Origin of the sequence: Alloalcanivorax dieselolei B5 (assembly GCF_000300005.1) — a bacterium.
Taxonomy (GTDB): Bacteria; Pseudomonadota; Gammaproteobacteria; order Pseudomonadales; family Alcanivoracaceae; genus Alloalcanivorax; species Alloalcanivorax dieselolei.
Map to the genome: position 1 here is coordinate 598,377 of NC_018691.1, position 26,459 is coordinate 624,835.

Below are 26,459 nucleotides of genomic sequence, written 5' to 3' on the forward strand. Positions count from 1 at the left end.
CTGCTGGCGAATTTTTCTCCTGGCCCTATTCGCCAGCAGGGCTGGCTCCTACAGCGGCTTCGTACTCCGGTTAACCCTCCTTCCTCAATTCCCCTTCCACGAAGTGCGCGACCATGTCGCCCAGCCCTTTGACCAGCTCCTCGAAACCGATGGTGGGATTGGGTTCGCTCAGATAGCGCAGCACCGTGAAGACACCGCCATTGATCATGATGTAGCCCATCGCCGGCAGATTGCCCAGACGCGCCAGTTGCGGGTGATGAATCACATACTGCAGTAGCAGGTTCATCAGCAGCCGCTGGATCGGCTCCATGTGATTGCGGGGCGCGAAGTAGGCGGCGTAGCTCATGTAACGCAGGTAGCGGCCGTCGTTTTTTTCCAGCAGGTCCCGGAACCCGAACAACAGTTCCTTGATCAGGTCGCGGATTTCCATCTTCACCAGCGTCGGCGTCATCGGCTCCACCATGGCCACCACCTCCGCCACCATGTGGTGATGCATGGCTTCGAGTACCTCCTCCTTATTGGCGAAGTATTCATAAAGTGAGCCAACGCTCACTCCCGCCAGATCCGCGATATGGCGGGTGGTGGTGCCTTGCACACCGTGCTCCGACAAGGACAGGAAGCCGGCCTCGACAATGGCATTGGCGGTGGCTTTGGCGCGCGGCTGGCGGGGCGTGCGTGGCATCTGAGCTCCTTATTGGCGGTAGCGGCGGGAATCCGAATTGAATCCGAACAAACAGTCGGTTTAATTTGCCATTACTGAATGTGACGGTCAATTTGTCATCGTTGTCGCGAGGAGCCGGCATGCCCCAACAACATTTATCCCATGGCGCCCGCGCGGTGGTAACCGGAGCGGGTAGCGGCATTGGTCGTGCGTTCGCGCTGGCCTTGGCTGAGCGCGGAGGACGCGTGGTCTGCGCCGATCTGAATGTGGCCGCCGCCGAGGATACCGTGGCGGTCATCGAGCGGGCCGGCGGTCACGGTCTGGCCGTGTCCTGCGACGTGTCCGATCTGGCCGCGGTGGAACGTCTTGCCGCCGAGGCCGTCGACTGGTTCGGCGAGTCTCCCAATCTGGTGATCAACAACGCCGGTGTCGGCGCCGGCGGCAAGGCCATCGGCGATATGTTGATGGCGGACTGGAAGTGGGTGCTGGATGTGAATATGTGGGGTGTGATCCACGGCTGCCACGTGTTCACGCCGCTTCTACGTGAGTTGCCGGAGGCGGGGATCATCAATGTCTGTTCCACCGCCAGCTTCGCCGCCGCGCCGCGCATGGGCGCCTACAACACCAGCAAGGCCGCGGTACTGGCGCTATCGGAAACCCTGGCGGCGGAAAACGCCGGCAGCGGTCTGCGCGTGACCGCTCTGTGTCCCACCGTGGTGAAAACCAACATCTTCAGCGCCGGTCGCATCGACCAGGCACTTACCCCGTTCATGGACCGGATTGTCTCGCTCACCGGTGTCTCCGCCGAGAGCGTGGCGGCCACCACTCTGAAGGCCCTTGATCGAGGGCGCTTCTACGTCATGCCGCAATTCGACGCCCGGCTGATCTGGCGTGCCAAACGCTTCCTGCCGGTGACCTACACCCGTGGCGCCAGCCTGCTCGGCAGGCTGGCCAGCGAAAAGCTCAAGGCAAAACCCGCCCAATAACCGGCGTACTTAGTCATAGGAGATCCAAGATGGCGAATATCGATCTGGACAAAATGCTGGCCAAGGTGAAGAGCAACCAATGGGCACTGGCGGACATCGACTGGGACGCCCCTGGCGCGGATCTGATCACCGAAGAGCAGTGGCCGAAACTGAAAGCGTTCATGGCCGACCTGATGTGGATCGAGCACGTCGGCGCCCGCGGTTTCGCCGCCATGGCCAAGAAGGCGCCCGATGACACCCTCAAGCAAATCTATACCTATTTCCACGCCGAGGAGCAGCGCCACGCCAACGCGGAAATGGCACTGATGAAACGGTGGGGCATGCTGGATGGTGATGAACTGCCGGAACCGAACAAGAACCTGAAGCTGGTGATCCAGTGGCTGGATAAATACAGCGATGACATGCCGCTGGAAGTACTGGGGTCGGTGATCCCGATGCTGGAGATCGCCCTGGACGGCGCGCTGTGCACCTTCCTGCTGGATACCGTGGACGATCCGGTATGTCATCAGGCGTTTGCCCGCATCAACGATGATGAATCCCGGCATCTGGGCGTCGGCTTCCACGTTCTGGAAATGCAGGGGCGTGGCGATCTCTATATCAAGGCATTGAAAACCGTGGCCACGGTGCTCGATCCACGTCTGATTCTCGGCATCGCGTCCTATGTGCCGCTGCTGAATCGCATGCGTGACAACGTGGTGGCCATGGGGCTGAGCGAAGAAAAGCTCTACGCCTGCATGAAAAAGTTCGAGCGCATCGGCGGACGCACCGCTCAGGGGCGCCGCAACCCCTGGTATCAGATCATCAGTCGCCACGGCCGTATGGTGGTGAACCGTGAAAACCGTGCTTATCACGCACCGGTGGATCTGATGGTCCGGTTGACGGATTACATTCCCGAGCGGCTCATGCCCTCGCGAGTGCCCACCTGGGTCAAGGGCATCAGCTACCGGCCCACCGCCTGAGCCCCGATGGGCTATCCACTATCCGATTGTCTGACACATTAAACGGATCGTCATGAGCAACGAGAACCAGCAGAATCAGGACACTACCGCGCCGGCTCCAGCGGCGAAAAAGAAAAAGGTCGCCACTCGCAAGACGGCGGCCAGGCCGGCGGCGAAGAAAGCCGCCGTGAAGCGTAAAACCACGGCAAGGAAGAAAGCCACGGCCGCCAAATCCAGCCGCCGCAGCGCCGCCAAAACCAAACGCGTTACGGTGAAGAAGGCATCCGTGGTGATCGTGGGTGCCGGTTTCGCCGGTCTGGGCATGGCCATTCGGCTTCGTCAGGCCGGCGTGGATGATTTCGTGCTGTTGGAGCGTGCCGACACGGTGGGCGGCACCTGGCGCGACAACACCTATCCGGGCGCCGCCTGCGACATTCCTTCTCACCTGTATTCCTACTCCTTCGCGCCGAATCCGCATTGGTCTCGGCATTTTTCCGGCAGTGACGAGATCCTGGGTTACATCGAGCACCTGGTGAAACAGTACGGCTTGCGTGACAAGATCCGCTTTCAGCAGGACGTTACCGATGCGCGCTTCGATGAAACAAAAGGCCAATGGCGTGTGGATACCCGCCAGGGTGATGTCTGGCAGGCGCGGGCGGTGGTCATGGCCCAGGGGCCGCTGTCCAATGCCAGCTTCCCGGACATCGAAGGTCTGAGCGACTTTAAAGGCAAGCGCCTCCACAGTGCCCGCTGGGATCACGATTACGATTTCTCCGGCAAGCGGGTGGCGGTGATCGGCACCGGTGCCAGCGCCGTGCAGATCGTTCCGGAACTGGCGAAAACCGCCGGTTCCCTGAAGGTGTTTCAACGCACTCCGGCCTGGGTGATTCCGCGCCCGGATTACGCCACTCCGGACTGGAACAAAGCGCTGTTCGAGAAACTGCCGCTGACTCGTAAGGCCATGCGCCAGGCGCTGTACTGGACGCATGAAACCATGGCGCTGGCGGTAATCTGGAATTCGCCGCTGACGCGCCTGGCGGAGCGGCTCAGCCTGATGCACCTGCGTAGCCAGGTGAAGGACGACTGGATGCGCCGGCAATTGACGCCGGATTTCCGCATCGGCTGCAAACGGGTTTTGCTCTCCAACGATTACTATCCGGCCCTGCAACGGGACAATGTGGATCTGATCACCTGGCCCATCGCCCGCATCGCCGAGAACGGTGTCCGCACCTGTGACGGCATCGAACACCAATTCGATTGCATCGTCTTCGCCACCGGTTTTGATGTGCCCAAGAGCGGCACGCCGTTCCCGATCCGCGGTCTCAATGGCCGTGAGCTGGGAGAGGAGTGGTCCGGCGGCGCGCGGGCCTACAAGAGCGTCAGTGTGGCCGGCTATCCGAACCTGTTCTTTACCTTCGGACCCAACTCCGGTCCCGGTCATAATTCGGCGCTGGTTTATATGGAAGCGCAACTGGACTATGCGGTGGCGGGAATTCGCCGCATTCTCGACCATGACCTGAAGATCCTGGACGTGCGCGAGAGTGTTCAGCAGCGCCATAATCGCCATTTGCAAAAGCGGCTGGCCAGGACCAACTGGAACTCCGGGTGTAAAAGCTGGTACCTGACGGAAGATGGCTATAACGCCACCATGTACCCGGGCTTCGCCAGCCAGTACCGCCGTCAGATGGCCCGGTTCGTGGATCAGCACTATCGGCGGGTGCCGCAAACCGGGAGCGCGTGAGGCGGGGGACTCTTATCAGGGAGGGAGAGCCGGCGGTCAGCGTTCCAGGACACGGGAGAAGCACGGTCCTGGAACACTGAGGCCGGCTCTCCACGAGCTCTGAAACCCTTCGCTTCGCCTCTGCCTGAGCTACGAAGCCGCTGTAGGAGCTTGCCCTGCAAGCGAATGGGTTCTCGGCTAAAAGATTCGCTTGCAGGGCAAGCTCCTACAGCGGCCTTGTCGCCAGGTTTGTGGCACGGCGAATCGGCGCAGAGGTTCGCCAAGGTGTGGTCGAGGGCTATAAACGGTTTACGTATACTCTCCGATTCGCGGCGGCTATGGCGGGAGTTTCAGCAGTTGCCGGAGATTCCGCTGTTTCTGCAGGGGTTCGACTGGCCTCTGTGTTGTGGTGATTGGTGTGAGTTGGTCGGTTGCGCGGACAACCATCGGAGTCTGATCGAACGCCACGAGCAATCCCGCGCCTGGGATCGGGGGCCCACCTCCTATCGCCGTGATTTCAGGAACGACGGCGCTCCGGAATCCCTGCGGGAAATTTCGTTCTTCCGCTGCCACCATTGTCGGCGGGAAACGCACATCGACCAGTTCACCTGATTCGAATGTCCCATTAACGTTTAACGCTAAATACCGGTAACCGCGAAATCCAGGGCCGCGATAATGCTGTTCCTGAAATGCACAAGGGAACCGACAGGGGCATCGAGACGCCTCACCGGCAGGGAAGAAATCTGGGGCGTCAGCAACAGTAGCACTTCATCTTCAAAATGGATTTCCGGGGTCAGTCCCCGCATGGGCTGGTCGCCAAAGGCCGAGCGCTTGGCCAACGGAATGACGATACGCGTGGCCAGATCCGCCAGAATGGGACTCTGTATATCCACCAGGTAGGGGTAGAGGGCTCTGCTGGTATGGTTCGGGTTGTGGTAAACATCGAACTGGGCCATCAGAATTCCCGGAATTCGTCTCCGAAACAGCCGTGCTGTTCAACGCTCTCGTTATACTTCGTGATTGCTGCCCGGTTCTCTTCGACCCAGCGGGCGCTTTCGTGTCGGGCCAGTTCCTCCCTGAGTGCTCTCTCCAAAGTGGCCGACAGATTGATATTGAGGGCCCGGGTCTTGTTGAGAAGATCGCTGTTGATGGACAAATTGGCTGCTTTTTTGGGGGCCGTGGTGTCGTAGATTTCGTGCATTGCAGCCTCCATGAGCGCTGTGGGTAACGTCCCCGAAGTGTATGCGCACCACAATGCGCATACAAGCCGCTAACCGCGGAGCGCTCTGCCGTCGCCAGGCATCACAGCGTGAAATACACCGCCGTGGCGCCGCGATTCTCCCGGGCCCGGCGCAGTTCTTCCCGGGCCACGGTACGCAGGTGCACTTCATCCGGGCCGTCCATGAAGCGCAGGGCGCGGCCCCAGGTCCACAGATAGGCGAGCGGTGTATCGGGGCTGAGGCCCATGGCACCGAAGATCTGCATGGCCCGGTCCAGTACCCGGGTCTGCAGGCGCGCGGCCACCACCTTGATGGCGGATACCGCCACCCTGGCGGCCGGGTTGCCGTGGCGGTCCATCCGCCAGGCCGCCTGAAGAACCAGCAAACGGGCCTGGTCGATCTCCAGCCGGCTCTCGGCGATCCAGTCGCGGATGTTGTCGAAATCGCACAGGAACTTGCCGAAGGCGCGCCGTTCCAGCGCCCGCTCGCACATCATCTCCAGGGCCAGTTCGCATTGCCCGATGGTGCGCATGCAGTGGTGCACGCGGCCCGGGCCGAGCCGGGCCTGGGCCATGGCGAAGCCGGCGCCGGGCTCGCCAAGCAGGAACTCGGCGGGCAGCCGCACCTGACGAAACAACAACTCGCAGTGACCTTCCGGGGAGTGGTGCTGCAGGATGGGAATGTTGCGTTCCACGCTCACGCCCGGGGTATTGAGAGGCACCATGATCATGGAATGCTGGTGGTGGGGGCCGCTGCCGTCATGGTCATCGCAGCGCGCCAGTACGATGGCGAAATCGCAGCGGGGGTGGGCGGCGCCGGTGATGAACCATTTGCGGCCGTCCAGTACATAGTGATCGCCATCCCGGCGCAGAGTGGTGGCGATGTTGGTGGCGTCGGAGGAGGCCACGTCCGGCTCGCTCATGGCGAAACAGGATCGCACCTCGCCTTCCAGCAGGGGGCGCAGCCAGCGGTGGTACTGCGCCGGGGTGGCGAAGCGGTGCAGTAACTCCATGTTGCCGGTGTCCGGAGCGCTGCAGTTGAACACTTCCGCGGCCCACGGGATGCGTCCCATGATTTCCGCCAGCGGCGCGTAGTCCAGATTGTCCAGACGGGTACCGGATTCTTCCTCGCGCAGTTCCGGCAGGAACAGATTCCACAGGCCGTCTTCCCGGGCCTGGCGCTTGAGCGGATCAATCACCGGGAGAGGGTATTCTCCGGCGTTGGCCAGCCGGTGCCATTCCGCGTTGCGGGGCAGCACCCGGCGTTGCATGAACTGGTGCATCACGTCCTGGACCTGGCGGCTGTATTCGGAGAATTCGAACTCCATGGGGCGCTCCTCGCTGATTGGACCCTTCAGCCTAGGGCGGCGGGGCGGCGGGTCTTTTGATGACGGTCAAGAAACTGGCGGGCAGAGTGTGACCTACTGGCTGGCAGGTACGGCGGTCACTGTCATCTCCTTGTCACGGTAATCCCGCCGGGGGCCTGCCATAATCGAGCGGCTTTTTGCACTCCCCGGAGGTATCCATGAGTTCCCCCATGTTGGAACGGCTGGTGGCCGTGGCCTGTGACCAGGATTGTCAGGCCCTTGCATCGTTGATGGATCAACAGCAATTGACACCGGAACAGGTCCATTCCCTGCGCGTGCTGATCAAGCGGCAGCGCGCGTTGTGGCAACTAATGTCCACCCAGGGTGAGAGCAAGCGCGCGCAGAAACAGGATAAGGCGCTGCGTGCCGGCGCCAAGCTGCTGGCCGCTTCCCGTGATCGCCAGGTCACCGAGGAGACATTGACCGCGTTGAAGCAGACCACGCGGCGGGATTATGAGCTGGAAGCCCTGGAGCGGGTGATTGCCTGGCTGGCGGAGGAGCAAAGCGATCCGGTGGCGCCGCCGGTTCCGGACGCGCTGCCGCTGGTGTTCCAGGAAGACCTGGACGCCTGGCAGGCGCTTAAGCGCAAGGGGGATGATCAGGATGTAATCCGTAAGGGTTACGTCACTCTGTACCGGCATTTACGTCAGCAGGCTCTGGAGACGCTGTCCGAAGGCAAGGACGAGGACTGGCACCGCCTGCGCCGTGACGTGAAATACCTGCAGTATCAACTGGAGCCGCTGGGTGGCACGCTGGCGGACGCCGAGGTGGATATAAAACGGGTCCGCAAGTTGGGCAGCCAGCTCGGTGACTTGCACGATCTGCATATGCTTGGAGATCAACTCAAACGTCGCCTCAAGAAAACCGGGGATGCGGAACTCCGCGAAGCCTTGGTCTGTGCGCGCCAACTGGCGGCCCGTCGCGAAGAGAGGGTGATGACGGAGTGCCGGCAGCGTACCCGCCGTGTGTTTGAACTGAAGCCGAAAATGCTGCGGCAGGCTCTGGAACAACTTTCCCTTCCCGCCTGAGCTTTCTCCGGGGTGATCGGCGGTCGGAATGACTCCGGCGCCGGTCCGGTTCCGGCGTCCTGATGGCGCAAACATCCTTTACATCGGCCAATGTCATGGACATTGGCCGCAGCGCCCCGATTGGGCCACCCGCTTGGCCGTAGCGCCGATGATTCGGCACCATCCGACCTTCCGGTCCCCCTTGGGATACCCGCATTATGGGCCAATGTCACGAGCCGCTGCCCCGCCCGCGCGAGGAGGACGGCTCAGCCCATTCGGCGGAGAGAATCATGTCCAACAACCACTTCGATGTTCTGATTATTGGCGCCGGTCTGTCCGGTATCGGCGCCGCCTGTCATTTGAGCCGCCAATGCCCGGAGCGCAGCTACGCCATCATCGAGCGTCGTGAGCGCATGGGGGGCACCTGGGACCTGTTTCGTTATCCGGGGATCCGTTCCGACTCGGACATGTTCACCCTGGGCTATAACTTCCGTCCCTGGACCGAAGCCAAGGTGCTGGCGGACGGGCCGTCGATCCGCAACTACATCGTCGACACCGCCAAGGAACACAAGGTCGAGGACAAAATCCGCTACGGCCGCAAGATGACCGGCGCGCGCTGGTCCTCATCACGGAACCGCTGGACCGTGGACCTGGTCCGCGAGGAAGACGGCAGTGCCGAGCAGGTCACCTGCCAGTTCCTGTATTGCTGCACCGGTTACTACAACTACGATGCCGGCTATACCCCGGACTTCCCCGGCGTGGACGACTTCAAAGGTCAACTGATCCATCCGCAGAAATGGCCCGAGGACCTGGATTACTCCGGCAAGAAAGTGGTGGTGATCGGCAGTGGCGCCACCGCCGTGACGCTGGTACCGGCGATGGCGGAGAAAGCGGGCAGCATCACCATGCTGCAGCGCTCGCCCACCTACGTGGCCACGGTACCGCAGGAAGACCCGATCTCCGTCAATCTGCGCCGGTTCCTGCCGGAAATGGCGGTGTACCGTCTGGCCCGGGCGCGCAATATCGCGCTGCAACGCATGGTGTTCAAGCTGTCCAAGCAGCGGCCGAGGCTGGTGCGTCGCGCCTTGCTGGCCGCCGCCCGCCGTCAGTTGGGCTCCGAGTTCGACATGACCCACTTCAAGCCCCAGTACAACCCCTGGGACGAACGCCTGTGCGCGGTCCCCAACGGCGATTTGTTCAAGGTGCTGCGCAAGGGCATGGCGGACGTGGTGACCGATCATATCGATACCTTCACCGAGAACGGCATCCGTCTGAAATCCGGCAAGGAACTGGAAGCCGACATCATCATCACCGCCACCGGTCTGGACCTGCAGCTGCTGGGCGGCGCCAGCCTGACCGTGGACGGCGAAGACGTAGTGCCCAAGGACACCCTGGTGTATCGCGGACTGATGCTGCGTGACGTGCCCAACATGGCGCTGGTGTTCGGCTACACCAATTCCTCCTGGACCCTGAAAGCGGACCTGGTCAGCGAGTACGTGTGCCGCCTGCTCAACCATATGGCGCGCAATGGTATTGAACGGGTGACGGCGCGTGACGAGGAAGGCTGCGATACCGACGATAATTTCGTCGGCCTGCAATCCGGCTATGTGCAGCGCGCCGCCGATCGCCTGCCCCGCCAGGGCAGCAAGGCGCCCTGGCAGGTGCTGAACAACTACTTCAAGGATCTGCCGGCGTTACGGTTCGGGCGCATCGATGACGACACCCTGGAGTTCTCGCCGGCCCCGGCCAGCCGCCGTCGTGGTGGTTTGCTGGCGATGCTGCGAAGCTGATACTCCCACAAAGAGGGCTACGAAGCCGCTGTAGGAGCTTGCCTTGCAAGCGAATTGGTTCGCTCCCCAGCTCCCCGGGAATTCGCTTGCAAGGCAAGCTCCTACAGAGGTTTTAACGCTTACCGCCGCCGCGCGGTCAGCACTTCGCGTAACACCCGGTTCTCGATGCGGAACGGCACCGACATGTGATCCTCGTTCTCGATCACGGTGACGCTGCTGCGCAGCCCCTGCGCGGATAGTGGTTGCAATCGCTTTTGCAGCGCCACGGTGTTTTGCACTTCCTGAGGCGAATCCCGCTCCGCCACGATCAACGCCAGACTGGTATGCGTGACATCGATCTTTCGATCCATCACCTGTTTGATGAAACGCCGCTCCGGTGGCAACAGATATTGATCGTGCCACCACAGGCTGGGGCTGGCGGAAACGATGTGATCGAACAGCCCCGGCCGGGTGAACAGCGCGTAAACCGCGAACATGCCGCCAAATGAATGGCCATAGAGGCTTTGTTGATCCTCGTCCACGGTGTAGTGCTTCGCTACTTTTGGCATCAGAGTCCGCTCAATGAAATCCAGCAATTGATCCTGGCCGCCCTGGGGCGGGTCATTGCGATCCTCGGGAACCGGTGGTGAAAAATCATAGGAACGGCGCAGGAAGTTGAGCGGTTTATCGCCGGGGTAACCGATGCCGACAATGATGGCCTTCCGGTACGCCTTTTGCGCCCGTTTTGCTTCGTGCAGCGATGCGAAATAGGCGTTGGCGTCCAGTACATACAGCACCGGATAGCCGCCGGTGTAGGGCAGTTCCCCTTCCGGTTCGCTGATCATGATGCGGTACGGGTGCCCCTCGGTATTGGTGAGCCGCCATTCCCGAGTGCCGCTCAAGGTTACCGGAGTGTCGCCGGCGGAGGCGTTTAACGCTACCAGCCCGGTGCAGCAGAGCAGGGCGATCAAGCCACCGCGGAGAATAAAAACAACAGACATGGGGTGCTCCTACCAGCGATAGCTGACGCTGCCGATCACGCTGCGGCCTTCGCCGCGATAGCAGTAGCCGGCCTCGCAGGCGATGTATTGTTTGTCGAACACATTTTTGGCGTTGACGCCGATACGGAAGCCAGCGAGTGCGCCGTGCAGATCATAGTGGGCGCCGAGATCCACCAGCGTGTAGGCCTCGTTCTTGTCGTCGTTATTGCTGTCGCTGTAGCTGCTGCCCACATAGCGGGCGCCGCCGGCCACGCCGAGGCCATCCAGAACGCCGCCGTACTGGCGATACTCCAGCCACAGGCTGGCCAGATGGCGGGGCCGGTTGATCGGATCCTTGCCTTCGTCGCCGTCATTGCTTTTGGTCACCTCGGCGTCGTTGAACGCATAGCTCGCGGTCATGCGCAGCGCCTCGTTGATGTCGGAAACCGCTTCCAGTTCGACACCCCGGGAACGCTCCTCGCCGGTTTGCAGATGATTCAGTGCATTGTCGGGATCACGGGTGAGCACGTTGGTTTGGGTGAGTTGATAAACCGACGCGGTGAGCAGGGTGCGGCTGCCCGGCGGCTGGTATTTCACGCCCAGTTCGAACTGTTCGCCCTCGGTGGGTTTGTAGTCCTCACCGTAGAGGTTGGCGCCGTTCTCGGGGAGGAAGGACTGGGCGTAGCTGGCGTAGGGGGCAACGCCGGAATCGAACAGATAGAGGACGCCGGCCTGACCGGTGGTTTTGTCGTTGTGGCTTTTGTCGTGGCTGCCGGCGAGATGGTTTTTCTTGTCGGTGGCGCTCCAGTCCTGGCGGATCCCGGCGGACAGGCGCCAGTTATCGAGCGCCATTTGATCCATCAGGTACAGACCGCCGCGGTGGGAGGTCCCGGTTTGATCGGTAAACACCGTGCCGGTGGTGGGCTTGGGCACCGGTTGGCGATAGTCCGGGTTGGCAATGTCGATGGAGGGCGCCGGACCGGAGGCGTAGACCACGTCGTAATTCAGCCAGGTGTAGTCGACACCGGTGAGCAAGGTATGCCGGACCAGGCCGGTGCTCAGTTCGGTGACCAGACGGGTATCGGAAGTCACCGACTCCATGGTTTCGTAAATGCCGTAGCTGGATCGCTGCAGCAGATTCGGGTCGCTGCTGTCGACGCCGGTGACACCGAGATACTGGTTGATGGTATCAACGTTGCCGTAGCGCAGATTGTGTTGAAGGCGCACGTGATCGGTGAAGGCGTGCTCGAATTCATAGCCGAGCGTCCATTGCTGCTGATCGAGCTTGTCGAAATCCTCGTCGCCGGGCCAGAAACGGGTCAGGGTGTCGCCTTGCTGGTAGGGCCGCGGCGAGCCGCTGGTGAGGCGGTCGCTGTACTGCGCCAGCAGCGTGAGGTGGGTGTCATCGTCGATGCGCCAGCTCAGGGATGGCGCCAGCAGGGTGATGTCATTGTCTATTTGCTCGATATCGGTTTCGGCGTCACGGGCGACACCGACCAGCCGGTAAAGCACATCCGCGTTCTGGTCCAGCTTGCCGCCGACATCGAACTGGCCCTGCAGGTGATCATTGTTACCGGCCTGCAATTCCACTTCCTTGCGCGCCGACAGGCTGGGTCTTTTGCTGACCCGGTTGACCATGCCGCCGGGGCTGATCTGGCCGTACAACACCGAAGCGGGGCCCTTGAGAATTTCCACCCGCTCCAGCGCATAGGGTTCACTGGTGTAGTAGGACAGCCAGCCGGTGTTGGGCTGGCGCAGCCCGTCCAGGAAGTCGGCGTTGGTAGTGGCCGGGTAGCCGCGCACATTGATCTGGTCGAAACGCGGATCCAGGCCGGAGCCGCCGACACTGACCCCGGCGGTGTAAGCCACCGCTTCCTCGACACTGGTGGCTTTGCGGTCGGCGATCTGGTCGGCGGTGACCACGCTGATACTCTGCGCTGTTTCCAGAACAGGGGTGTCGGTTTTGCTGGCGGTACGGCTGTAGCGGGCCTGATAGCCGTCCACCGGAGCGACGCCATTGGCGCCGCCGGGTTGCCCCCGCACGGTGACCGGTTCCAGTAAGTGCGGCCGGGCATCTTGTTGAACAGGCACCACCACATAACCGCTGCGGCCCTGCTCCACGGTGAGCCCGGTGCCGGCCAGTAACTGCGCCAGCGCTTCCGCCACCGAGGCGGGCTGGTGCAGGCCCTGGGTGCGCCGTTGTTTGACCAGGTCCGGGGAAAAGGAGAGGGTGATGCCGGTCTGCTGGGCGAACCGGCTCAGCGCGGGCGCCAGCGGGCCGGCGCCAATGCGGACGTCGCTTAGGGCGCCGGGGGCCGGTGTCTGGACGGATTCAGCGGCCAGCGCCGGACCGCAAAGGGCCAGTGCAAACGCGGAAGCCAGGGCGTGCCGGCGCCATTGGCGGCCGCCGGAGTGATGAGAAAAAGAGAAAAGCATGGTGTCGTTCCGTTGTCGTTTAAGGACGTGTCATCCCGTTAACCGAACGACGGGGGAAAAACCGACAAACTTTTTTATTCCCCCGATGGCGCCCTGGCGTCATGCCCGGGCCACCACCCGGACCCACCAGGGCGTACGCCAGACCACTTCCACCGGCAGCAGGCGGCCGAGGTCATCCATCAAGGCGTCGGGATGGTCCAACTGGAACACGCCGGAGAGGCGTAAATCCGCCACCGCTGGATCGCAACCGGTGTGCCCGCTACGGTAACGGGCCAGCTCGGCGACGAATGCTTCCAGGCGCATGTTGTCCACCACCAGCATGCCGCGCGTCCAGGCGGTTGGCGGCTGCGTCGGTGTGGCCAGCGGAGTGATGGCGAAGTCGCCCAGCCGCCAGCGCTCACCGGAGGCGCAACGCTGCTGTTGGCCGGTGGCGGTGATGGCGATAACCTCGCCCTGCTCCACCCAGAGGGTGGCGAAATCGCCCTGGTGGTCCCGTAACAGAAACCGGGCCTGCCCGGCCTCGCAGTGACCGAAACGATGTTCCACCCGCAGGGGGCGGGGCAGGGCATAGCCGGAGTCCGCTCCGCTTTCCACCCACATTTCGCCGTGATTCAGCACCAGGCGCCGCTCGCTGTCGCTGTAGCGCACATCCAGGGACGAGCGGGTATTGAGCTGGATGTGGGTGCCGTCGTCCAGAGTCAGGCGCTGCTGTTCACCGGCCCCGGTGCGGTAGTCGGCGTGTAGCGGAGAGTGCTTGTAGGCAAGCCAGCCGCCGGGCACGCCGACCAACAGCGCAAGCAAACTCTTCAGTGCGCGGCGCCGATGCAGATCGGCACCGGCGTTGTTCAGTACCGGCAACGCCATGTCCTTGTCCGGCAGGGTATCCAGCAGTGAACGGAATTCGCCACGCAGATCGCACAGACGTTCCCAGGCCAGAGCATGGTCGGGATGGCGTTCGCACCAGTCGCGGATGCTCCGCCGCAGGGCCTGGCGATCATCGGTGCCATCCAGGCGCAATTGCCATTGGATGGCGGTGTGCACCACCGATTCCGGCAGGGTCCGGTCGTGGGGCATGGTCAGGCGCCGCCCTGTTCGAAGCGCAGCCGGTAGCAATGCATCAGGGCTTCGGCCACATAACGCTCGGCGGTGCGGGTGGAGACGCCCAGTTGCTCCGCCACTTGGCGATGATTCTGGCCGCCCAGCTGATAAAGCAGGAAGGCTCGACGTACCCGGGTCTTCAGGCCGTCCAGCATGGCCGCCACCCGCTCCAGCATTTGCAGGGCCTCGTTACGGGTTTCGGCGGAGGGCGCGTATTCCCGAGGCAACTGTGCCAAGGCTTCCAGGTAGGCTTTTTCCAGAGCGCCGCGGCGCCAGAAATCGACCACCAGCCCCTTGGCGATGGTGCCGAGAAAAGCCCGCGGCGCTTCGTCGGTGACCGGCTTTCCGCGCACCAGCACCCGCACGAAGGTGTCCTGGGCAATATCGGCGGCCTGCTCGGTGCAACCCAGCTTGCGCCGCAACCAAAGATGTAGCCAGCCATGATGGTCACGATACAGCTCGGCCAGATGGGACGAATCGATGTCGGTGGCGGGCATGGGCAGAGACAGGTGATTGGCGAAAGTGCGATGCCTGGGAACAGGCGTTGAAAACATACATTAAACGCGAATCAGTCTCATTACAAGGATTGCTGCGGGGTGCTCGCCCATCGGGGCGTGGACTCAGAGAGCACTACAAGGTAGCTGTAGGAGCTTGCCCTGCAAGCGAATCTCTCGGGCCGGGAGCTCAATTCGCTTGCAGGGCAAGCTCCTACAGCGGCTTCGTAGCCCCAGCCGTGGGACGCGGTGGGGGGGCTCATGAGCCACGACCGGTGTGGCGGGGTTCTGGTCAGTTCAGTAGTTCGGCCTGATCCTTGTCGCGCACCCCGATCAGATAGAGGATGCCGTCCAGGCCCAGCGTGGAGATGGATTGCTCGGCGTTCTTCTTCACCAGCGGCTTGGCACGGAAGGCGATACCGAGACCGGCAGCGCCCAGCATGGGCAGATCGTTGGCGCCGTCGCCCACGGCGATAACCTGCTCCAGGTTGATGTTTTCCTGCTTGGCGATCTGTTTGAGCAGTTCCGCCTTGCGTTCGCCGTTGACGATCTGGCCCACCACCCGGCCGGTGACCTTGCCGTCCTCGATTTCCAGTTCGTTGGCGTAAACGTAGTCGATGTTCAAAGTGCGCTTGAGCCATTCGCCGAACCAGGTAAAGCCGCCGGACAGAATGGCGGTGCGGTAGCCCAGGGCTTTGAGGGTGGGGATCAGGCGCTGGGCCCCTTCGGTCAGCTCCAGGCGGTCGCGCACCCGTTCCAAAGCGCTTTCGTCCAGCCCCTTGAGCAGGGCCACGCGAGAGCGGAAGCTCTCATTGAAGTCCAGCTCGCCGCGCATGGCCCGTTCGGTGATGGCGGCCACCTGCTCGCCGACGCCGGCCTCGGCGGCCAGTTCATCGATCACTTCCGAGCGGATCAGGGTGGAGTCCATGTCGAACACCACCAGCCGCCGATTGCGGCGGAAAGCACTGTCACGCTGGAAGGCGATATCCAGGTTGCGTTCGTTGGCGATGGACAGAAAAGCGGCGCGCATGGCCGCCGCGTCCCGGGGCTCGCCGCGCACGGAAATTTCCACGCAGGCGCGGGTGTCCGGGTTTTCCAGCTCGCCTTCCAGGCGAACCCGGCCGGACAGACGGGTCATGCTGTCGATGTTGAGGCCATTGTCGGCCACCACGGTGGTGACCTCGGCCAACTGCTCGGCGGTGATCTTGCGTGACAGCAGGGTGATGATATGACGGTCCTTGCCCTGGCCGGACACCCATTCCTCGTAGCGGTCCTCGTCGATGGGACGGAACCGCACCGAAATATTACGTTTGTGGGCTTCGAACAACAGGTCCTTGAGCAGCGGCGACGCTTCCCCTTCCGGTGGTACCTCCACCAGAATGCCCAGGGACAGGGTGTCGTGGATCACCGCCTGGCCGATATCCAGTACGTTCACCTGGTAGCGGCCCAGTATCGCGGTGAAGGCCGCGGTCAAGCCAGGCCGGTCGTTGCCGGACACCTGGATCAGAATGATCTCGCGCACTAGTTGTGTTCCTTGGACCCGGGTAAAAGGTCGGCGTAGCGTAGCAAAAAGCGCCGGCCAGCGGCAGCCCGGTTTGGCGCCAGAGGCAAGCCCGACGGCTCTTTAAACGGGTATACTCGGCCCCGCGATTCGCCCAACAGGAAATACGGATCATGTCCCTTTGGCAACGATGGCGCCCGTGGCTGCGCCAGGAGCGCGTTCTGCTGGTGGAACTGGCCACCATGCTGCTGATGGCGCTGGTGATCGGCGTCTACTTTCTTGAGCACTTTTCCGCCCGTCTGGAGGCGCAACAGCGGCAGGAACTGACCTCCCTGGCTCGGCAGACCGCCCTGCGCGCGGCCGAGTCCATGGTCGGTGACGACCTTATCAGCCTCAATGTCATCGCCCGTGAGACCCGCGCTCTGGACACGGTCAGTGAGGCGCGCTTCCTCAGTGTGGCCCGGCAGCCGCTGGCCGGCGGCGAGCTGCCGTCGGCGGCCACGGTGAGAGTGGAGGTTCCGGTGGCGTTGGCGGATGGCGAGCCGGCCGGCGCCCTGGTGCTGGCGGCCCGCCCGAGCGCCGCCCGCGAGGGGCTGGAATCCGGCTATGTACTGGTGGTGCTGGGCGTGCTGTTGCTGCGAGTGGCCGGGGAAGTTATGTGGCGGCGAATTCAGCGGGGCCTGCCCGCCAGGGCCGACGGCGAAACGCCGGGAACGGGGCTGGACAGCGGCGATGCTGAAGTGATGGACGGCGCGCCACCGTCCATCGTGTTCCAGCGTCCGCAAGGCAGTGGCGGGCCGGGCGGCAGCGATCTGCGTCTGAGCATCGTCAATTTCGATCACTTCCGGCAACGCTATACCGCCGATGCCCTGCGGGCCTTGCTGGACGACTATCACCATCTGCTCAGTGAAGTGGCGCGCCTGTACGGCGGCCAGGTGGAGCGTGGACTGGGTGACCGCGCGCTGGTGCGTTTCCCGGGGCAACCGTTGTCGTCCACCTCCTTCGCCGCGCTGTGCGCGGGCTTGCTGTTCCTGCGCCTGGCGCGGTTGCAGGGGCCGCGCCGCAAGTCGCATCAGGCGCCGGCGTTGGAGTTCAAGGCGCTGGTGTGTGATGACTTCGGTGAAGAGGAAAGCTGGGCGCTGTGCGTGGCCGGTGTGCCCGGCCGGTTACAGGTGCCGGAAAGCCAGCTCACCCGTGGCGAGCTGGATGTGAAAGCCCTGTACCAGCCGGAACGGGCGCTGACCGTGATGTCCGGTGAGCGCCAGGTGCGGCTACAGCCGGTGGAGCAATTGGCCTATCGCTACCAGGCGCTGCTGCGCAGTCAGGCGGAAGCGGTGATGGGCGACGGGTTGGGTTCCGGGCCAGCCGGCGAGGACGGCGTTTCGCCGAGCAGATAATCGTTCATGGCCGAGGCGATGCGCTGCGGCAGATCGGGCATGCCCTGATTGCCGAACAAGCGGTTGAACTCCAGCACATAAGGATCGCCGTCCACCCAGGCCACGTCGAAGCCGGCGTAATCGATACCCAGGCGCAGGGCCAGGTCGTGCACCAATTCCACCGCGGCCTCCGGCACTGGCAGGTCATGACGCACACGGCCGCCGCGTGCCACGTTATTGAGGAACCCCTCGCCCTCGCGCCAGTAAGCGGCGATCACCTTCCGGCCCACCACCACCACGCGCAGATCGCGCACGATCGGCAGCAGCTTCTGGATGTAGAGCACATCGTTTTGCGCGGCGAACGCCTGTAATTGCGGGCGGTTCTCGATCAGGAAGACGCCCTCGCCGCGGCTGGAACGGACCTGTTTGCCCACGAACGGGAACGTCCAAGTGTCCAGGATCCGACTCACCGAAGTGCTGTCGGAGGGCAGTACCTCGGTGGCCGGCAGATGCTGGGGACAGGCCAGTTCCAGGGCCCGGGTCATTTCGATCTTGTCGTGGCCCAGATGATAGGAGGCCGGGCTGGGGAAAATCGGCCGCTGCAATACGTAGTGCAGGCCGTGCAACTGCCAGTACGCCGGGAACAGCAGCCAGTCGGCGTCACTCAGCTCGCTCACGTGGGCGGCGGCGTGTTCCGGTTTGATGTAGCGAACCGAAGCCAACCCCAGGGTGCGGAAGGGATCAAAGGTGATCAGTTTCAACGCAGGACAGCACCATTCAGCCGTAACGGACGATTTTATAGGGCCAAATCGGGTGTCTCGGCAAGCAAATTCAGCGCTGTCCCGCGGCGGCGATTCAGTCCGGCCGGCGGCACTCCGGCGGCAGTGACAAGGGCGCGCCCTGGTGCTGTTCCAGCAGCCGCAGAAAATCCTTGCCAACACCACGTCCCCGGGTGGACGGATGCACCACCATCCACAGCAGCGCCTCGCCGTCCAGGGCGGCCACCGCTACCGGCTGGCCGTTGAAATGGGCGCCGGCGATGGCGTGCCCCGCGGCGATGGCTTGGCGCAGCGCCCGGGCGTGGTCGGGATCATCGCGCAGGGTTTTGGCGAAAGTGTCGTTGACGCTGTCACTGGCGGCGTGAATCTGGAGTTGAATCGGCATGCGGTCTCCCGGAGGCGATGAAAAAACGTCCGTACCCCGCCGGTCTCGGCGGGCCACGTAGGCTAAAGGGTCGGTTCCCTAGTATACTACCCGCCTCAAGATTGGAGGTACCGATGAGCGAACGTCGCGCCACTGTCGAGCGCAACACACTGGAAACCCAGATCCGGGTCGCCGTGAATCTGGATGGCACCGGCGCCTGTAAGCTGGACACCGGCCTGCCGTTTCTGGAGCACATGCTGGATCAGGTGGCACGCCACGGTCTGATCGACCTGGATATCGTCGCCAACGGGGATTTGCATATCGATGCCCACCACACTGTGGAGGATATCGGTATCACCCTGGGGCAGGCGCTGTCCCGGGCCTGGGGCGACAAGAAAGGCATTCGCCGTTATGGCCACGCCTATGTGCCCCTGGACGAAGCCCTGTCCCGGGTGGTGATCGACCTGTCCGGCCGTCCCGGCCTGGAAATGCACGTGCCGTTTACTCGCGGCATGATCGGCGGCTTTGACGTGGATCTGTTCCACGAGTTCTTCCAGGGCCTGGTGAACCACGCCATGATCACCGTGCACGTGGACAACCTGCGCGGCAAGAACGCTCACCACCAGGCGGAAACCGTGTTCAAGGCCTTTGGCCGCGCGCTGCGTGTGGCGGTGGAGAGGGATCCTCGCATGGGTGACATCACTCCCAGCACCAAGGGCACCTTGACGGAAACCGAATGAGGAACCCAGGTATGAGTGAAACCGTCGCCGTGGTCGATTACGGCATGGGGAATCTGCACTCCGCCGGCAAGGCGCTGGAGAAAGTGGCTTCCGGTCAACGCATCGTGGTTACCGGTGACCCGGACCAGGTCCGCCACGCGGACCGGGTGGTGTTTCCCGGTGTCGGCGCCATTCGTGACTGTATCCGGGTGATCACCGAGACCGGGCTGGACCGGGCCATTCTTGATGTGATCGATGCGCGCAAGCCGTTGCTCGGCGTTTGTGTGGGCATGCAGGCGCTGCTGGATCACAGTGAGGAAAACGACGGCGTCGACTGCCTGGGCGTCTTCAACGGCCGGGTGGCGCATTTCGGTGAGCAGTACGGGGAAACCGGAAACCGCCTGAAAGTGCCGCATATGGGTTGGAACGAGGTGCGCCAGATGCACCCGCACCCGATGTGGGCGGGCATCGCCGACAACAGCCGTTTTTATTTCGTGCACAGCTACTGTGCCGTGGACGTGCCGGAAGAAAATATTTCCGGAATGTGTCACTACGGTCGCGATTTCGCCGCCGCGGTGATCAAGAAAAATGTCTTCGCGGTGCAGTTCCATCCGGAGAAAAGCGCCGACGCCGGCCTGCAACTGTTGGAAAACTTCCTGCGCTGGCAACCCTGATCGTCGCCGTGCCGACAAAACGCCGATACACGTTGATAGAAAGAGACTTTGATGCAACTGATTCCCGCCATCGACCTTAAAGACGGTAAGTGCGTACGCCTCAAACAAGGGCGCATGGAAGACGACACCGTGTTCTCCGAAGACCCGGTGGCCGTCGCCACTCACTGGGTGGAACGCGGTGCCCGCCGCTTGCACCTGGTGGATCTGAACGGCGCCTTTGCCGGCGAGCCGGTGAACGGCGAGATCGTCAAGGCCATCGCCAAGGCCCACCCGGATCTGCCGATCCAGATTGGCGGCGGCATCCGTACCCCGGAAATCATCCAGGCCTACCTGGACGCCGGGGTGCAGTGGGTGATCATCGGTACCAAGGCCGTCAACGAGCCGGCCTTCGTCAAGGCAATGTGCCAGCGCTTTCCCGGCCACATCATCGTCGGCCTGGACGCCAAGGACGGCAAGGTGGCCACCGACGGCTGGGCCAACGTCACCGATGTGGATGTGATCGACCTGGCCCGGCAATTCGAGAACGACGGCGTCTCCGCCATCGTTTACACCGACATCAGCCGTGATGGCATGCTGCAGGGCGTGAACGTGGAAGCGACCGTGCGGCTGGCCCAATCCATGAGTATCCCGGTGATCGCCTCCGGTGGTATCACCAATCTGGACGACGTGCGCAACCTGTGCGCGGTGGCGGACCAGGGCATCAGCGGCGCCATCACCGGCCGTGCCATTTATGAGAACACCCTGGACTTCGCCGAAGGCCAGGCGCTGTCCGACCAGCTCACCGGCGCCTGAGCGCGGAGACAACCATGAGCCTTGCCAAACGCATCATCCCCTGCCTCGACGTGGACGCCGGCCGCGTGGTCAAGGGCGTCCAGTTCGTCGATATCCGCGACGCCGGTGACCCGGTGGAGGTGGCGCGCCGCTACAACGAGGCCGGGGCGGACGAGATTACCTTCCTGGATATCACCGCCAGTCACCAGGAGCGCGATACCACCCTGGAAACCGTGGAGCGCATGGCCAGTCAGGTGTTCATCCCGCTCACCGTGGGCGGTGGCGTGCGCACCCTGGAAGATATCCGCAATCTGCTCAACGCCGGCGCCGACAAAGTCAGTATCAATTCGGCGGCGGTGAAGAATCCGGAATTCGTCCATGAGGCCGCGCAGCGGTTCGGCTCCCAGTGCATCGTGGTGGCCATCGATGCCAAGAAAGTCAGCGGCGAAAGCGAGAACAATCGCTGGGAGATTTTCACCCACGGGGGCCGCAAGCCCACCGGTATTGACGCGGTGGAATGGGCGCGACGCATGACCGATTACGGCGCCGGTGAAATCCTGCTGACCAGCATGGATCGCGACGGCACCAAAAACGGTTTTGATATCGCCCTGACCCGGGCCATTGCCGATGCCGTGCCGGTGCCGGTGATTGCCTCCGGCGGTGTCGGCAATCTGCAGCACCTGGTGGATGGCGTGATCCAGGGCGGCGCCGATGCGGTGCTGGCGGCGTCGATCTTCCACTTCGGCGAGTACAGCATTGCCGAAGCCAAGCAATACATGCAGCAAGCCGGCATTGAGATGCGCCTGTGAGTGAGGCGGCGCCGTGTATCTGGGTGGACGCGGACGCTTGTCCCGGCGCGATCAAGGAGGTGTTGTTTCGCGCCGCCCAGCGCCGTCATCTGCACACCCGGCTGGTGGCGAACCATGCCATGCGCGTGCCCCGTTCCCCGTTTATCCGTCTGATCCAGGTTCCCTCTGGTTTTGATGCCGCCGACGATTACATCGCCGAACAAGTCAGTCCCGGTGATCTGGTGATTACCGCGGACGTGCCGCTGGCGGACCGGATCGTGGCGGCGGGCGCCATCGGCCTAAACCCACGCGGCACCCTTTACACCAAGGAGACGGTGCGCGAGCATCTCAACCGTCGCGACTTCATGGAAGAAATGCGTTCCGCCGGTCTCGCCAGCGGCGGCCCTTCCGCACTGGACAAGCGCCAGGTCCAGGCGTTCGCCAACGCTTTGGATCGCTTTCTTGCCACCGCGCTATAGGATCACGCCCCCGAACACGTTGAGAGCTCGTTCCCATGCTGAAAATCTCCAACAACGTGACCATCCCCGAAGCGGAGATCGAATGGCATCCCATCCGTGCCCAGGGCGCGGGTGGTCAGAACGTCAACAAAGTGTCTTCCGCCATCCATTTGCGCTTCGACGTGCGGTCGTCGACCCTGCCCGAGTTTTACAAGGAACGGCTGCTTGCCTTGGGCGACCAGCGCATCACCGCCGACGGTGTCATCGTGATCAAGGCGCAGCGGTACCGGACCCAGGAAAAGAATCTGGACGATGCGCTGCAGCGCTTACGTGCATTGATTCTCGACGCCACCGTGGTGCACAAGAAACGCAGGCCCACTCGTCCGTCGAAGTCGGCGCGCAATAAACGCATGGACAAGAAAACGCGGCACGGCCACACCAAGGCGTTGCGCGGCAAGGTGCGTCCCTGATTCCCCGATCCCGACTGTTCTGATTCAAGGAAGGACACCCATGATGCTCCGATTAGCGATGCTGGCCGGTCTGCCGGCCCTCTTGCTGAGCGCGTTGGCCAGCGCCGATACCCGCGCCCTGGACAGGGACTGGTTTTTTACTGACGGCGAGCCGGCCTTTCGGTTGCACTGGCCTCTTGAGCAAACGGACTCAGGCTGGCGGGTGGTGATCGACAAGCCCGACGGCACCCTGTTTTTCAAGAGCCAGGTCGCTGATCCGGAAGCGGTGCTCCTGCTTCACAACCGCAACCGTCGCGGCGCCTTCACCTATTACCACGCTAACGGCCAGGTGGAACTGGAAGGCCACTATGATGACCAGGGAAGAATCACTGGCCAGTCCATCTTCTACTGGAACAATGGCAATGCCCGGGAAATTCGTGACTACTTGCCTGAGGGCTACCAGGTGGTCAAGGCCTTCCATGAGGACGGCAGCCTGGCCATGGAGGCGCTGCCGGACAAGGGCGAACGCACCGACCGGGCGAAGTACTACCGGGAAGACGGGTCGCTACGGTCCCGCATCTACACCCGGCCCGCCGAAAAGGGCGGCCTGGCGGATGTGCGGCTGAACTACGACCCGCGGGGCAACATCGTTGCCCGCGTGGAAGCCAATGATGACGTCCAGATCAGCGAGACGCTCAAGAACGGTCACTTGGTGGAACGTCTCACCTTCGACCGGGCCGGAACCTGGTCGCTCCGGGAACGCTTCAATGAAGACGGTGATCTGATACGGCAGGACCGGAATCTGTTGCCCGACTACCAGCGAGATGGGGAGCAGATTTTTGTCACCGACGAGGGCGTGCGCCGGGTGTCCCACTACCGCAAGGGTAAGCAGCATGGGGCTTCCTCCAGCCGTCGCGGGGACACCTGGCTGGCACAGGGCTTCTACCGGGACGATCAACCGGTGGGCCGCTGGTTCCGGGTGGACGAGGACACCGGCGAGGTCACCGTGATCCGCTATGATGACGAGGGTAAATTCCTGGGCCGTTATCGCATCGGCGCCGATCTGGTGGTCCATGACGAGGACGGTAAACCGATGGCGCCGGCGGCGCTGCGCGAAGTCGAACGCAGTCTGCCCCCCGGTCGGTAGCTCCTGGTTGTACCAGTTCAATGACGCACAACCGGTGGCGCTGACCGCGCCCGGCGAGACGCCGCATCCCGGCGAGCCCCGTTACGCGCGCAATCCGCCAGCCGGCTGGATCGGTTTCGCAACGCATGCCAACGATACCTGGGAATATCGGATGCAGAATCACGCGGTCAAATGAGCCGGCGTGGCCATGTTTGCGAGGTAAAGGTACGATCGTCCTAATAATGACAAGAGGACGAGCGCATGGATCAGGCAACATTGATTGCGGTGGGGCTGCCGGCGGCCCTGTTTTTGATCATGGTGGGCATGGGGTTGACCCTGACCCCGAAGGATTTTCGCGAAGTGCTGGTGGCGCCCCGGGCCACCTTGTATGGATTGGCGGCCCAGATCCTGTTGTTGCCGATGATCGGCGTGGGGCTGGCGCTGTGGTTGGATTTGTCGCCGGCGCTGGCGGTGGGGCTGGTGGTGATCGCGGCCTGTCCCGGCGGCACCACTTCCAATCTGTTTGCCTTTCTCGGCCGGGGTGACGTGGCGCTGTCCATTGTCCTCACGGTGGCGGCGAGCCTGATCACCATTGTCACTCTGCCGATGTTCACCAGCTGGGCGCTCGGTCATTTTCAGGACAGCGAGCGGGTGCTGGAACTACCGGTGCTGCGCACCATCATCACTCTGTTCGTCATCATCCTGGTTCCGGTGATCCTGGGCATGACCTTGCGCCATTTCCGTCGTGACTGGGCGGAGAAAGGCGAAAAACTGGTGAGCGTGTTCGGGTTGCTGGTGCTGGTGGTGGTGATTGCGCTGTTGCTGATTGATCTCGGCGGGGAAGCACTGGTATTGCTCAAACAGGGCGGGGCGGCGGTGATTCTGCTGAATGTTATCGGCCTGGCGCTGGGCATGCTGGGAGGGCGGCTGATCGGGCTGGACCGGCCCCAGGCGTTTACTGTGGCGATCGAACTGGGGATCAAGAACGGCACCCTGGGGCTGATGATCACCTTGACCCTGTTGCAATCCGAGGCGATGTCGGTGCCGGCGGCGGTGTACGGGGTGCTGATGTTCCTGTTTGGCTTCCTGATGCTGGGTTACAGCCGGGTTACCGGCATTGGCCGGCCACGGACGGCGGCGTAGCCCGCCGCGATGCACCGGGTGCACGCACCGGGTGCATGAAATCTGCACCCGATATGGGCATCGTCCGGGACGGACCGGCGGTGCCGGACTGTCCCCGATGTGCCCTTGACGGCGTTGGCTGTAGCCGATGCGGCCGATCTAATCCCTTGTTTTATAAATAAAAGCTTTGAAAGCAGGGGCGTGTGGACGGCCGCCCGTCGCCATCCTCCGGGGCCCTTGGCGGCCGTGGCATGGTCCTTGCGAGTTGCGGTGTGTTCTGGTGAGGAATTCAGACCATGCACACTGATAAAGCAACCCGATTGCAACTTTTTGATCTGCGCCTGGTACAGACCCGGGTATTCCATCTGACCTGGATGGCGTTCTTCGTCTGCTTCTTCGCGTGGTTCGCCTGCGCTCCGTTGATGCCGGTGATTCGCGGTGAATTCGATCTGACCACCAAGCAGATCGCCAACATCAACATCGCCGCCGTGGCGATCACCATCCTGGTCCGGCTCATCATCGGCCCTCTTTGTGACCGGTACGGGCCGCGCAAGACCTACACCGGCTTGATGCTGCTCGGTGCCATTCCGGTGTTCGGCGTGGCGGCGGCGCAAAGCTACGAGAGCTTCCTGTTCTTCCGCCTGCTGATCGGCGCCGTGGGCGCCAGCTTCGTGATCACCCAGTACCACACTTCGATCATGTACGCGCCCAATGTGGTGGGCACCGCCAATGCGGCGGCGGCGGGCTGGGGCAACGCCGGTGGTGGCGCCGCCCAGGCGCTCATGCCGCTGGTGCTTGGCGCGGTGTTGATGTTTGGCGTTGGTGAAGCGTTTGGTTGGCGCCTGGCCTTGCTGGTGCCCGGTGTGTTGATGCTGGTGATGGCGTTCCTTTACTGGCGTTTCACCCAGGATTGCATGGACGGTAACTACAGCGAGCTGCGTGCCGCCGGGACCATGCCGGACACCGGCAAGAAGGGCGGGTGGGACAGCTTCAAACTGGCCGCCGGCAACTATCGGGTATGGATGTTGTTCGTCACCTACGGCGCGTGCTTTGGCGTTGAGATTTTCATGCACAACGTGGTCGCCATTTATTTTCTCGATAACTTCGACCTGTCATTGAAAACCGCCGGGCTGGTGGCCGGCAGCTTTGGCTTGCTGGCCCTGTTCGCCCGGGCGCTCGGCGGCTGGGTTTCCGATCAGGTGGCGCGCCGGGGAGGCCTGGACGCGCGCGCCCTGGTGCTGTTCGTGCTCATCGTCGGTGAGGGGCTGGGATTGCTGCTGTTCTCGCTGATGGACAGTTTCCAACTGGCGGTGCTGTCGATGCTGGCCTTCGGACTGTTCACCCATATGGCCTGCGGCGCGACCTACGCCCTGGTGCCGTTCATCGACCGTCAGGCGCTCGGCGGCGTGGCCGGCATTATCGGCGCCGGCGGTAACGTCGGCGCGGTGGCCGCCGGCTTCCTGCTGCTGTGGGTGGGGGAAGTGCAGCACACCTTGTTCCTCCTCGGCGCTTTGGTGCTGGTCAGTGCCTTGTGCGCCATCGCCGTGCGTTTCTCCGCCGCGCACAAAGCCCGTGAAGAAGAGCTTTACCAGGAAGCGCTGACGCAGCGGTCCGCCCAGGTCGCCGGCAGCAATGCCTGAGCTGAGACACCGGATCC

General features: G+C 62.8%; 28 protein-coding genes. 17 read left to right on the forward strand and 11 right to left on the reverse strand.

Going from position 1 to position 26,459, the window contains the following annotated elements; genetic code table 11:
• Positions 1-70 precede the first annotated feature (70 nt).
• The gene (locus B5T_RS02805) at positions 71-682 is read right to left on the reverse strand and encodes a TetR/AcrR family transcriptional regulator (RefSeq protein ID WP_014992938.1); all 612 of its coding nucleotides are present in this window, start codon (positions 680-682) and stop codon (positions 71-73) included.
• A 119-nt stretch (positions 683-801) separates the two neighbouring features.
• Between B5T_RS02805 and B5T_RS02810 the strand changes: the two genes are divergently transcribed.
• From B5T_RS02810 to B5T_RS02825, 4 genes are all read left to right on the forward strand, one after another.
• Complete coding sequence (locus tag B5T_RS02810; RefSeq protein ID WP_014992939.1) at positions 802-1,647, forward strand: SDR family NAD(P)-dependent oxidoreductase; 846 nt, start codon at positions 802-804, stop codon at positions 1,645-1,647.
• Positions 1,648-1,676: 29 nt separating this feature from the next.
• Positions 1,677-2,606 (forward strand): hypothetical protein, encoded by a 930-nt coding sequence (locus B5T_RS02815; protein ID WP_014992940.1) that lies wholly within the window; start codon positions 1,677-1,679, stop codon positions 2,604-2,606.
• Between the two features lie 52 nt (positions 2,607-2,658).
• Positions 2,659-4,326 (forward strand): flavin-containing monooxygenase, encoded by a 1,668-nt coding sequence (locus B5T_RS02820; RefSeq protein WP_014992941.1) that lies wholly within the window; start codon positions 2,659-2,661, stop codon positions 4,324-4,326.
• Between the two features lie 336 nt (positions 4,327-4,662).
• On the forward strand, positions 4,663-4,917 hold the full coding sequence (locus tag B5T_RS02825) for a hypothetical protein (protein ID WP_014992942.1): 255 nt from the start codon (positions 4,663-4,665) through the stop codon (positions 4,915-4,917).
• A gap of 26 nt (positions 4,918-4,943) precedes the next feature.
• Here B5T_RS02825 and B5T_RS02830 read toward each other — a convergent pair whose 3' ends face one another.
• From B5T_RS02830 to B5T_RS02840, 3 genes are all read right to left on the reverse strand, one after another.
• Positions 4,944-5,261, reverse strand: a complete 318-nt coding sequence (locus tag B5T_RS02830) for a CcdB family protein (protein ID WP_014992943.1) — start codon at positions 5,259-5,261, stop codon at positions 4,944-4,946.
• Positions 5,261-5,506: a type II toxin-antitoxin system CcdA family antitoxin gene (locus B5T_RS02835; protein ID WP_014992944.1), complete on the reverse strand. Its 246-nt coding sequence runs from the start codon at positions 5,504-5,506 to the stop codon at positions 5,261-5,263. Before B5T_RS02835 ends, B5T_RS02830 begins: the two co-directional genes overlap by 1 nt.
• Before the next feature lie 101 nt (positions 5,507-5,607).
• A complete protein-coding gene (locus B5T_RS02840; protein ID WP_014992945.1) occupies positions 5,608-6,852 on the reverse strand; it encodes an acyl-CoA dehydrogenase family protein in 1,245 nt (414 codons plus the stop codon).
• Between the two features lie 197 nt (positions 6,853-7,049).
• On the opposite strand from B5T_RS02840, the gene B5T_RS02845 reads away from it, so the two are divergent.
• Both B5T_RS02845 and B5T_RS02850 read left to right on the forward strand, forming a co-directional pair.
• Positions 7,050-7,919 (forward strand): CHAD domain-containing protein, encoded by an 870-nt coding sequence (locus tag B5T_RS02845; RefSeq protein ID WP_014992946.1) that lies wholly within the window; start codon positions 7,050-7,052, stop codon positions 7,917-7,919.
• Between the two features lie 269 nt (positions 7,920-8,188).
• Positions 8,189-9,688 (forward strand): flavin-containing monooxygenase, encoded by a 1,500-nt coding sequence (locus B5T_RS02850; RefSeq protein WP_014992947.1) that lies wholly within the window; start codon positions 8,189-8,191, stop codon positions 9,686-9,688.
• A 119-nt stretch (positions 9,689-9,807) separates the two neighbouring features.
• Here B5T_RS02850 and B5T_RS02855 read toward each other — a convergent pair whose 3' ends face one another.
• The 5 genes from B5T_RS02855 to serB form a co-directional block, all read right to left on the reverse strand.
• The gene (locus B5T_RS02855; RefSeq protein ID WP_014992948.1) at positions 9,808-10,668 is read right to left on the reverse strand and encodes an alpha/beta hydrolase; all 861 of its coding nucleotides are present in this window, start codon (positions 10,666-10,668) and stop codon (positions 9,808-9,810) included.
• A 9-nt stretch (positions 10,669-10,677) separates the two neighbouring features.
• Positions 10,678-13,083 (reverse strand): TonB-dependent siderophore receptor, encoded by a 2,406-nt coding sequence (locus tag B5T_RS02860; RefSeq protein ID WP_014992949.1) that lies wholly within the window; start codon positions 13,081-13,083, stop codon positions 10,678-10,680.
• A 99-nt stretch (positions 13,084-13,182) separates the two neighbouring features.
• Positions 13,183-14,157 (reverse strand): FecR domain-containing protein, encoded by a 975-nt coding sequence (locus tag B5T_RS02865; RefSeq protein WP_014992950.1) that lies wholly within the window; start codon positions 14,155-14,157, stop codon positions 13,183-13,185.
• A gap of 2 nt (positions 14,158-14,159) precedes the next feature.
• The gene (locus B5T_RS02870; RefSeq protein ID WP_014992951.1) at positions 14,160-14,735 is read right to left on the reverse strand and encodes a sigma-70 family RNA polymerase sigma factor; all 576 of its coding nucleotides are present in this window, start codon (positions 14,733-14,735) and stop codon (positions 14,160-14,162) included.
• 232 nt (positions 14,736-14,967) lie between these two features.
• Positions 14,968-16,197: a phosphoserine phosphatase SerB gene (gene serB / locus B5T_RS02875; RefSeq protein ID WP_014992952.1), complete on the reverse strand. Its 1,230-nt coding sequence runs from the start codon at positions 16,195-16,197 to the stop codon at positions 14,968-14,970.
• A 152-nt stretch (positions 16,198-16,349) separates the two neighbouring features.
• Here serB and B5T_RS02880 point away from each other — a divergent pair, with 152 nt between their 5' ends.
• Positions 16,350-17,573, forward strand: coding sequence for a nucleotidyl cyclase domain-containing protein (locus B5T_RS02880; RefSeq protein ID WP_014992953.1), 1,224 nt, complete (start codon positions 16,350-16,352; stop codon positions 17,571-17,573).
• Here B5T_RS02880 and B5T_RS02885 read toward each other — a convergent pair.
• Both B5T_RS02885 and B5T_RS02890 read right to left on the reverse strand, forming a co-directional pair.
• Positions 17,498-18,313: an ATP-grasp domain-containing protein gene (locus tag B5T_RS02885; RefSeq protein WP_041716770.1), complete on the reverse strand. Its 816-nt coding sequence runs from the start codon at positions 18,311-18,313 to the stop codon at positions 17,498-17,500. The genes B5T_RS02880 and B5T_RS02885 overlap by 76 nt on opposite strands.
• Positions 18,314-18,407: 94 nt before the next feature.
• Complete coding sequence (locus B5T_RS02890) at positions 18,408-18,716, reverse strand: GNAT family N-acetyltransferase (RefSeq protein WP_014992955.1); 309 nt, start codon at positions 18,714-18,716, stop codon at positions 18,408-18,410.
• A 113-nt stretch (positions 18,717-18,829) separates the two neighbouring features.
• Between B5T_RS02890 and hisB the strand changes: the two genes are divergently transcribed.
• The 10 genes from hisB (at position 18,830) to B5T_RS02935 (ending at position 26,442) form a co-directional block, all read left to right on the forward strand.
• On the forward strand, positions 18,830-19,435 hold the full coding sequence (gene hisB, locus B5T_RS02895; RefSeq protein ID WP_014992956.1) for an imidazoleglycerol-phosphate dehydratase HisB: 606 nt from the start codon (positions 18,830-18,832) through the stop codon (positions 19,433-19,435).
• Positions 19,436-19,446: 11 nt separating this feature from the next.
• The gene (gene hisH / locus B5T_RS02900) at positions 19,447-20,088 is read left to right on the forward strand and encodes an imidazole glycerol phosphate synthase subunit HisH (RefSeq protein ID WP_014992957.1); all 642 of its coding nucleotides are present in this window, start codon (positions 19,447-19,449) and stop codon (positions 20,086-20,088) included.
• A gap of 51 nt (positions 20,089-20,139) precedes the next feature.
• Positions 20,140-20,880, forward strand: coding sequence for a 1-(5-phosphoribosyl)-5-[(5-phosphoribosylamino)methylideneamino]imidazole-4-carboxamide isomerase (gene hisA / locus B5T_RS02905; RefSeq protein WP_014992958.1), 741 nt, complete (start codon positions 20,140-20,142; stop codon positions 20,878-20,880).
• Positions 20,881-20,894: 14 nt separating this feature from the next.
• The gene (hisF, locus tag B5T_RS02910; RefSeq protein WP_014992959.1) at positions 20,895-21,668 is read left to right on the forward strand and encodes an imidazole glycerol phosphate synthase subunit HisF; all 774 of its coding nucleotides are present in this window, start codon (positions 20,895-20,897) and stop codon (positions 21,666-21,668) included.
• Positions 21,665-22,126: a YaiI/YqxD family protein gene (locus tag B5T_RS02915; protein WP_014992960.1), complete on the forward strand. Its 462-nt coding sequence runs from the start codon at positions 21,665-21,667 to the stop codon at positions 22,124-22,126. Before hisF ends, B5T_RS02915 begins: the two co-directional genes overlap by 4 nt.
• A 35-nt stretch (positions 22,127-22,161) precedes the next feature.
• On the forward strand, positions 22,162-22,575 hold the full coding sequence (gene arfB / locus B5T_RS02920) for an alternative ribosome rescue aminoacyl-tRNA hydrolase ArfB (protein WP_014992961.1): 414 nt from the start codon (positions 22,162-22,164) through the stop codon (positions 22,573-22,575).
• A 40-nt stretch (positions 22,576-22,615) separates the two neighbouring features.
• Positions 22,616-23,701: a toxin-antitoxin system YwqK family antitoxin gene (locus B5T_RS22165; protein ID WP_014992962.1), complete on the forward strand. Its 1,086-nt coding sequence runs from the start codon at positions 22,616-22,618 to the stop codon at positions 23,699-23,701.
• Between the two features lie 7 nt (positions 23,702-23,708).
• The gene (locus B5T_RS23345; RefSeq protein ID WP_014992963.1) at positions 23,709-23,876 is read left to right on the forward strand and encodes a hypothetical protein; all 168 of its coding nucleotides are present in this window, start codon (positions 23,709-23,711) and stop codon (positions 23,874-23,876) included.
• Between the two features lie 65 nt (positions 23,877-23,941).
• Entirely contained in the window at positions 23,942-24,823 is an 882-nt protein-coding gene (locus tag B5T_RS02930) for a bile acid:sodium symporter family protein (protein ID WP_014992964.1), read from the forward strand.
• 275 nt (positions 24,824-25,098) lie between these two features.
• Entirely contained in the window at positions 25,099-26,442 is a 1,344-nt protein-coding gene (locus tag B5T_RS02935; RefSeq protein WP_014992966.1) for an MFS transporter, read from the forward strand.
• Positions 26,443-26,459 lie beyond the last annotated feature (17 nt).

What these genes read in the sequence shown, in the direction of transcription:
- B5T_RS02805 (WP_014992938.1), bottom strand. Translation starts at nt 682, where the DNA reads ATGCCACGCACGCCCCGCCAGCCGCGCGCCAAAGCCACCGCCAATGCC.
- hisF (WP_014992959.1), top strand. Translation starts at nt 20,895, where the DNA reads ATGAGCCTTGCCAAACGCATCATCCCCTGCCTCGACGTGGACGCCGGC.
- arfB (WP_014992961.1), top strand. Translation starts at nt 22,162, where the DNA reads ATGCTGAAAATCTCCAACAACGTGACCATCCCCGAAGCGGAGATCGAA.
- B5T_RS02855 (WP_014992948.1), bottom strand. Translation starts at nt 10,668, where the DNA reads ATGTCTGTTGTTTTTATTCTCCGCGGTGGCTTGATCGCCCTGCTCTGC.
- B5T_RS02810 (WP_014992939.1), top strand. Translation starts at nt 802, where the DNA reads ATGCCCCAACAACATTTATCCCATGGCGCCCGCGCGGTGGTAACCGGA.
- B5T_RS02880 (WP_014992953.1), top strand. Translation starts at nt 16,350, where the DNA reads ATGTCCCTTTGGCAACGATGGCGCCCGTGGCTGCGCCAGGAGCGCGTT.
- B5T_RS02850 (WP_014992947.1), top strand. Translation starts at nt 8,189, where the DNA reads ATGTCCAACAACCACTTCGATGTTCTGATTATTGGCGCCGGTCTGTCC.
- hisB (WP_014992956.1), top strand. Translation starts at nt 18,830, where the DNA reads ATGAGCGAACGTCGCGCCACTGTCGAGCGCAACACACTGGAAACCCAG.
- B5T_RS02820 (WP_014992941.1), top strand. Translation starts at nt 2,659, where the DNA reads ATGAGCAACGAGAACCAGCAGAATCAGGACACTACCGCGCCGGCTCCA.
- B5T_RS02845 (WP_014992946.1), top strand. Translation starts at nt 7,050, where the DNA reads ATGAGTTCCCCCATGTTGGAACGGCTGGTGGCCGTGGCCTGTGACCAG.
- B5T_RS02840 (WP_014992945.1), bottom strand. Translation starts at nt 6,852, where the DNA reads ATGGAGTTCGAATTCTCCGAATACAGCCGCCAGGTCCAGGACGTGATG.
- B5T_RS02860 (WP_014992949.1), bottom strand. Translation starts at nt 13,083, where the DNA reads ATGCTTTTCTCTTTTTCTCATCACTCCGGCGGCCGCCAATGGCGCCGG.
- B5T_RS02815 (WP_014992940.1), top strand. Translation starts at nt 1,677, where the DNA reads ATGGCGAATATCGATCTGGACAAAATGCTGGCCAAGGTGAAGAGCAAC.
- B5T_RS02865 (WP_014992950.1), bottom strand. Translation starts at nt 14,157, where the DNA reads ATGCCCCACGACCGGACCCTGCCGGAATCGGTGGTGCACACCGCCATC.
- B5T_RS22165 (WP_014992962.1), top strand. Translation starts at nt 22,616, where the DNA reads ATGATGCTCCGATTAGCGATGCTGGCCGGTCTGCCGGCCCTCTTGCTG.
- B5T_RS02935 (WP_014992966.1), top strand. Translation starts at nt 25,099, where the DNA reads ATGCACACTGATAAAGCAACCCGATTGCAACTTTTTGATCTGCGCCTG.
- B5T_RS02830 (WP_014992943.1), bottom strand. Translation starts at nt 5,261, where the DNA reads ATGGCCCAGTTCGATGTTTACCACAACCCGAACCATACCAGCAGAGCC.
- hisA (WP_014992958.1), top strand. Translation starts at nt 20,140, where the DNA reads ATGCAACTGATTCCCGCCATCGACCTTAAAGACGGTAAGTGCGTACGC.
- B5T_RS02870 (WP_014992951.1), bottom strand. Translation starts at nt 14,735, where the DNA reads ATGTTTTCAACGCCTGTTCCCAGGCATCGCACTTTCGCCAATCACCTG.
- hisH (WP_014992957.1), top strand. Translation starts at nt 19,447, where the DNA reads ATGAGTGAAACCGTCGCCGTGGTCGATTACGGCATGGGGAATCTGCAC.
- B5T_RS02890 (WP_014992955.1), bottom strand. Translation starts at nt 18,716, where the DNA reads ATGCCGATTCAACTCCAGATTCACGCCGCCAGTGACAGCGTCAACGAC.
- B5T_RS02835 (WP_014992944.1), bottom strand. Translation starts at nt 5,506, where the DNA reads ATGCACGAAATCTACGACACCACGGCCCCCAAAAAAGCAGCCAATTTG.
- B5T_RS02930 (WP_014992964.1), top strand. Translation starts at nt 23,942, where the DNA reads ATGGATCAGGCAACATTGATTGCGGTGGGGCTGCCGGCGGCCCTGTTT.